At 54.5% G+C, this 2,869-nt stretch carries 4 protein-coding genes and 1 pseudogene; 4 read left to right on the top strand and 1 reads right to left on the bottom strand.

Annotated elements, in window-relative coordinates:
- From HNQ08_RS27000 to HNQ08_RS26985, 4 genes and pseudogenes are all read left to right on the top strand, one after another.
- Positions 1 to 190: pseudogene (locus HNQ08_RS27000) on the top strand (IS6 family transposase); the annotation flags it as partial.
- A 165-nt stretch (positions 191 to 355) separates the two neighbouring features.
- Positions 356 to 886 carry a TIR domain-containing protein gene (locus HNQ08_RS26995; protein WP_184138553.1) on the top strand — a complete coding sequence of 177 codons (531 nt, stop codon included), beginning with the start codon at positions 356 to 358 and terminating at the stop codon, positions 884 to 886.
- A gap of 2 nt (positions 887 to 888) precedes the next feature.
- Entirely contained in the window at positions 889 to 1,410 is a 522-nt protein-coding gene (locus tag HNQ08_RS28410) for a TIR domain-containing protein (protein WP_184138551.1), read from the top strand.
- Positions 1,407 to 2,075 carry a hypothetical protein gene (locus HNQ08_RS26985; RefSeq protein ID WP_184138549.1) on the top strand — a complete coding sequence of 223 codons (669 nt, stop codon included), beginning with the start codon at positions 1,407 to 1,409 and terminating at the stop codon, positions 2,073 to 2,075. Before HNQ08_RS28410 ends, HNQ08_RS26985 begins: the two co-directional genes overlap by 4 nt.
- Positions 2,076 to 2,355: 280 nt before the next feature.
- On the opposite strand, the gene HNQ08_RS26980 is transcribed toward HNQ08_RS26985, so the two are convergent.
- Positions 2,356 to 2,772, bottom strand: coding sequence for a tyrosine-type recombinase/integrase (locus tag HNQ08_RS26980; RefSeq protein WP_268240045.1), 417 nt, complete (start codon positions 2,770 to 2,772; stop codon positions 2,356 to 2,358).
- Positions 2,773 to 2,869 lie beyond the last annotated feature (97 nt).

Raw genomic sequence — 2,869 nt, 5'->3', positions numbered from 1 at the left:
CACACGACGTCAGGAGCGACAACAACAGGGATTCAAGCGGCGGAAACGCGCACAGGAATTTCTGAACTTGCATGCCCGGATCGAGAACCTCCACCGTCACACCCGCACCAGCGTTTCCGCCACGACCAGAAGAAGCAATCAGCAAAAAGCGTTCCAAACCTGGTCCACCGTCGCGGCAGGCGTGATCTGATCCTCAGACCACGCCTGCCCTCCGCCTACCAGATCTCAGCTAAGGGAGCACAACCACCCTGCCTGCTCTTTGGATGTCATTTTCTCCTACACCTGGATTTCGACTGCGGTAAAGTATGCTGTGCCCGGAATCAATCGTGCAGTTCTGCAAGAGAGGACGGATCGAGTGGCCAAGTCTTACCACTCGACTGACCCCTATGACCGCAACCGTGCCTGCGTCTTCATCTCCTATAAGGGGGCGGATATTGACATGGCACGAGCAGCGGCTCGCGCTTTGCAGGACCACGAAATTGATGTCTGGCTTGACGAGAACGACCCCTTACTAACTATTGCAAGCCGAACTGGAAATCATGCCGAAGTGGTCAGTAGAATTGAGGAGGGCATTTCAAATTCAACACACATCTTGGTGATGATCAGCGAGAGCACTAAGGAATCCTGGTGGGTGTCTTTTGAGATTGGATCAGCAAGAAGAAAGGGGGCAGCTGTGGCATACATTCCCAGAAATAACGTTACCTCGCTGCCCTCTTACCTTCAAATAGCAACTCAAATTAAAGCGGATCAAAGTTTTGTCGAATGGGTAAAGATGCACTTTACCACCTTTATGACGAAATCTTATTCTATGGATGCCACAAGAGTCAGCATTCCCAGCATTCCAATCAAAGAACGCTCGCCAATTCCATTTTACGAGTCGAGGTAGTCATGCCCAGAAGTGTCTTTATTAGCTATCATCACGGCAACGATCAAGGTTACTGCGATAGCTTTCGAAATATATTTTGTAATGACTTTACTCAGATCTTCACTGATCGATCACTTCAAAACTCTCTAGACAGTGAAGATCCAACGTACATCGACCGAACGGTGAGGGAGCGGTACATTCACGGCTCCTCGGTTACAATAGTGTTGTGCGGTTATGAAACACCTTTCCGCAAATATATCGACTGGGAGATCAGCGACACTTTGCTTTATAATCACGCCCTGTTAGCTCTCATACTTCCAACGTGCGAATCGACCTACAACTTCGCCACTAACCAGTCGGGCTACCGCTTGCCTCAACGCCTACAAGATAATGTCGACTCGGGATATGCCCACACCGTCCTGTGGACGCCTGATCACGTCTTCATGCGCGCTGCAGTCGAACAGGCAATTAACCGGAAGAGTTTTGCCGCAAAGCGGAATACTCGCCCTCACATGCAGCGAAACAGCTCGCGGCGGGGCTGGTGAACGGTTTCGTCCTCGATAGCAAAGGCTTTGGCCTTGGTTTTTCCATCGGTTGGATCCCAGCGCTGGTGGTCCTAGTGGTTATTCTGGGCTACCTCATGTGGGCCCGACGGGCACGGTGGGATATCACCCAGCAGACCATCAGCGCCTTCGGGCAGACCGTCACGATCAAGCCGAATGTCGACGTCGCTCGCATCGCACACAAGACCTGGACTGAACTGGCCTCCCGCAAGGCGGCCATCCAGTTCGAAGAGGATAATGACGTCATCATCGAGGTGTACGACTCATGGTACGCGCTGTTCACGGAAGTGCGGCTGCTGGTGAAAGAAATTCCCGCCGAGAAAATCCGCACTGATTCCGAGATGCGCAAGCTGGTGCGCCTGATGATGGAGACCCTGAACCGTGGCTTGCGTCCACACCTGACGAAGTGGCAGGCCCGCTTCCGCCGTTGGCTGGACCACGAGCTGAAGAAGCACGAGGGACAGGACTATATCTCGATTCAGGAGATCCAGAAGAAATTCCCCGATTACGACGAACTGGTGGCCGATCTTCGGAAGGTGAATAAGTTCCTCCTCGAATACGCGGAAGCCCTCGAGGAACTCGCGCACGGCAAACACGACAACGAGAATAGAGTGCACGTTATTCCAGACCCCACCCCCAGTAACTAAGGCTCCCACCCGGCCAGCCCGTCCTGCACCTCGTCCGTGTCCCATTCGGCGCAGATTGCGGGACGTTTCCAGGTTGCTGTGCTGCACATGCCGCTAGGAGCAGAAATTGACAACAGGCCACTCCTTCACTCGTCATCGACCCATCTCGTTGCCTATGCTTAAGTGAAGAAGGCAACCCAAGGGCCGCCCTACTTTCCCCGTCATATTCCAAAACACGTCGGAAGTTGACACGGCGCGACCTGTTTTGCTTTTACAGAATTGACCGCATACAGGTAGGGTCCTACCATCGGCCGACTCGCCTGCGGAGGCTTTCATCACTCCATTTGGCGTAGATCCGGGCTGTTTCCAGAACGGAGTGCCCCAGGTGCCGGGCCACATCGTCAAGGGACGCGCCCTCTTGGGTCAGGCGGGTGCCGGCGTAATGCCTTAGGGCGTGATAGCCGCGGTACGCCACGCCCGCTCGGAGGCAGAGGCGACGCAGACGTTCAATAGCGGCTAGGTAACTGCCACCGATCAATGGGTCTTGCTGTTCGGGAAGGCGCCCCAAGGTACGAATGAGCGTCTCCCCTATCACCACACGCCGCTGCTTTCCTCCTTTGCCGTGTCGAACCGTGAGGGCGCGCCCCTCTAGGCTGATGTCCTTGCCCGTCAACGCCAGCGCTTCACTAATCCGGAGGCCAGCATGAGCGCACAGCAAGATTATTGATCACGGCGTAAGTGTGGGCTGGTAAGCTGAAGGTGTGGTCGAATGGCATCCTTCCAAATACTCCCGTGCTCAGCTGGAAGAACGTCGG

The sequence above is a fragment of the Deinococcus humi genome, assembly GCF_014201875.1.
GTDB lineage: Bacteria > Deinococcota > Deinococci > Deinococcales > Deinococcaceae > Deinococcus > Deinococcus humi.
The sequence above is the reverse complement of the archived record's forward strand: the minus strand, read 5'-3'. Positions and strand labels throughout refer to the sequence as shown.